Origin of the sequence: Hyphomonas sp. (assembly GCF_037969335.1) — a bacterium.
Classification (GTDB): Bacteria; Pseudomonadota; Alphaproteobacteria; order Caulobacterales; family Hyphomonadaceae; genus Hyphomonas.
In genome coordinates this window covers 1-2,587 of sequence record NZ_JBBKXE010000196.1, presented here as the reverse complement: position 1 = coordinate 2,587, position 2,587 = coordinate 1, and the positions used below count along the sequence as shown (strand labels likewise).

4 protein-coding genes are annotated in these 2,587 nt (G+C 65.5%); 2 read left to right on the top strand and 2 right to left on the bottom strand.

Features of this window, described 5'->3' with window-relative positions:
• Positions 1-5: 5 nt before the first annotated feature.
• Positions 6-893 carry an RNA polymerase factor sigma-32 gene (locus tag AADA04_RS14645; RefSeq protein ID WP_340694020.1) on the bottom strand — a complete coding sequence of 296 codons (888 nt, stop codon included), beginning with the start codon at positions 891-893 and terminating at the stop codon, positions 6-8.
• Between the two features lie 172 nt (positions 894-1,065).
• On the opposite strand from AADA04_RS14645, the gene AADA04_RS14640 reads away from it, so the two are divergent.
• Together AADA04_RS14640 and AADA04_RS14635 are read left to right on the top strand one after the other, a co-directional pair.
• Positions 1,066-1,554 carry an MmcB family DNA repair protein gene (locus tag AADA04_RS14640; protein ID WP_340694019.1) on the top strand — a complete coding sequence of 163 codons (489 nt, stop codon included), beginning with the start codon at positions 1,066-1,068 and terminating at the stop codon, positions 1,552-1,554.
• A 7-nt stretch (positions 1,555-1,561) separates the two neighbouring features.
• Positions 1,562-2,005, top strand: coding sequence for a hypothetical protein (locus tag AADA04_RS14635; protein ID WP_340694018.1), 444 nt, complete (start codon positions 1,562-1,564; stop codon positions 2,003-2,005).
• Here AADA04_RS14635 and AADA04_RS14630 read toward each other — a convergent pair.
• Entirely contained in the window at positions 2,002-2,451 is a 450-nt protein-coding gene (locus AADA04_RS14630; protein ID WP_340694017.1) for an ABA4-like family protein, read from the bottom strand. The two genes, AADA04_RS14635 and AADA04_RS14630, sit on opposite strands and share 4 nt — an antisense overlap.
• Between the last annotated feature and the right edge of the window lie 136 nt (positions 2,452-2,587).

Here is a 2,587-nt window from a genome sequence, read left to right as displayed (position 1 = left end):
GTAGACTAGGTGTTCGGGATGAGGCCGGAGGTTTCCGGATCACCGACAATTTGCACCAGTGCCTTGCGCAGCTTGCCGAGCGCCTGGAACTCGATCTGGCGGACCCGTTCCTTCGAGATGCCGAGTTCCTGACCGATCGATTCCAGCGTGACGGACTCTTCGCACAGGCGCCGCTGCCGGATGATATGCGTCTCGCGCTCGTTCAGGGCCGTCAGCGCATCGGCGATCCATTCCTTGCGGCGATCCCCATCGCGGTGGGCCATGACCTGGTCTTCGGGAATCGCGGACTCGTCGATGATTAGGTCCTGCCACTGGCCGTCGCCATCTGCCGCGAGCGGCGCGTTGAGCGAGCGGTCGGACGCGGACAGGCGTGAAGCCATGGATTCGACATCGCGCATGGGCACGCCGAGATGGTCTGACACCCAGGCCATGTTGGTCCGGGTCATCACGCCATCATCCGTGTCGTCGATCTGGGCGCGCAGGCGGCGGAGATTGAAGAAGAGGGATTTCTGCGCCGCTGTCGTGCCGGTGCGGACAATCGACCAGTTGCGCAGGACATAGTCCTGGATGGCGGCGCGGATCCACCAGGTGGCATAGGTGGAGAAGCGGACTTCACGCGAGGGTTCGAACCGGCCCGCTGCCTGCATCAGGCCGACATTGCCTTCGGAAATGAGGTCGGCCATTGGCAGGCCGTAATTGCGGAAGCGCGTCGCGATCGACACGACGAGGCGCATATAGGCCGTGGTCAATTCGTGCAGGGCGGCCTCGTCTTCCTGTTCGCGCCAGCGGCGGGCAAGGTCCAGTTCATGCGCCTGTTCAAGCATGGGGGCTTTCATCGCCGTCTTGACGAAGCGACGGTCGGCGGGGCCGTTTGAATCATAGGCGCTGGCCATATCGGACTCTCCTGCTGGATATCCTGTCTACGCGGCGCGGGGCCGGATGGATCAGGCACGGCGCCGGTTTTTCGCCCCGAAGGCCCGATCAGGCCCCACAGACCTTGACCCTGACGGCGTCGCGGGCTTAGGATTTTTTCGGAACAATTCCAGAACGGAAAGCCCCTGCCCCATGCCTGACAGCGCCCTTGATGAGCTGACAGATGCCAGCCTGCCGCAGACGCGGGCGGGCGAGATTGCGCGCGGCACGCTGCGCCTGCTGGCGGGGCACGGCTATTTCGGGGTGACGGAAATGACGCTGGCGAACAATCGCCGGGCGGATATTGCCGCCGTCGGCCCGGCCGGCGAGATCGCCATGGTGGAGATCAAGTCCTCGGTGGCCGATTTCCGGGCGGATTCGAAATGGCCGGACTATATGCCCTTCTGCGACCGGTTCTATTTCGCCGTGATGGCGGATTTCCCGCAAGACCTGATCCCCGAGGCGGCGGGCCTGATCGTGGCCGATGCCTTTGGCGGGGCGGTGATACGGGAGGCCATTCCCGACAAGCTGGCGGGCGCGCGCCGCAAGGCCGTGATGCTGCGCTTTGCCCGGCTGGCCGCAGGCCGCCTGCAGGCCGGGCAGGATGCGGGCTGGACGGCGGCACAAGTCTCGCATACCTGACGCCCAGATGAGCCACGCCTATCCCCTTGCCCGTACTATCACCGAAGCGCTGGACCCCGGCGCCAAGGCCGCGCGCACGCGCGCCGATGCCGAGGCCATTGCGGGCGACCTGAAAGTGGAGTCGCTGCACACCGAATGGCTGAACCTGAGCGAGGCCGACGCCGACGTGCAGATGGCGGCCAATGCGGGCGGCCTCGCGCACGGCTTCCTGCAGCGCTATGAGGACGACAAGGGCGCGCCTGTGCTGGCGGTGACCTATTGGCGCCTGGTGGACGAAGCGAAGACGAAAAAGGCCGCGAAAGCGCCCACGCCCGAACCGGCGCCGGAACCCGCAGAAATCGACCATACCGACGACCTCTATTTCCGCTCCGGCCGGACCAAGCCGTCACGGCGCAAGCGCTGGGTCGACCCGCGCCAGATGGACCTGTTTCCCGAGGGCGAAGAGGCCTAGGCCTCGACGAGGCTCCAGCCGCCCTTGCCGGTGAGCTTACGGACGATCAGGTAAAGCAAGAGGCCAACCGGGCCGAGCATCAGCGTGAAGAAGAGGCAGGGCACGAGCGCCAGGTGCGGCACGCCGCGGCGCTGAGCATCACGCGCCTGCCACGCCCCGACGAAGAGATCGAACACAAGATAGTGCGACCAGCCGACCAAGATGCCGAGCGGATGGGAGAAGAGCTGTGACACGCCGGCGGCGCTGCTGAAGCTGCCGCCCTCGGCGCCCATGCCGAAGCCGAGATTCATCACCATGACCACGATGTAGAACACGCCGAGTGCGATCGGATACAGGCCGGAATGCACGAGCGTCTGCGTGATGCCCGCGCGCGGCAACACGACCAGCAGGAGCCAGGCCGGCAGGACGCTGAGATTGATGAGCGTGTACAGGGTTTCGTAGTTCATGCTTGTCCCCTCCCTTTTAGGCCATCCTGACGCGGCGGGGAGGCGGGTGCAAGACATTCGCGCCTGCACGTGCGGCGCCTGTGAGGGCGCTTCCGGGTGGGTACGGATTTTCAGGGCTGGGGGGATGGGTCAGGTG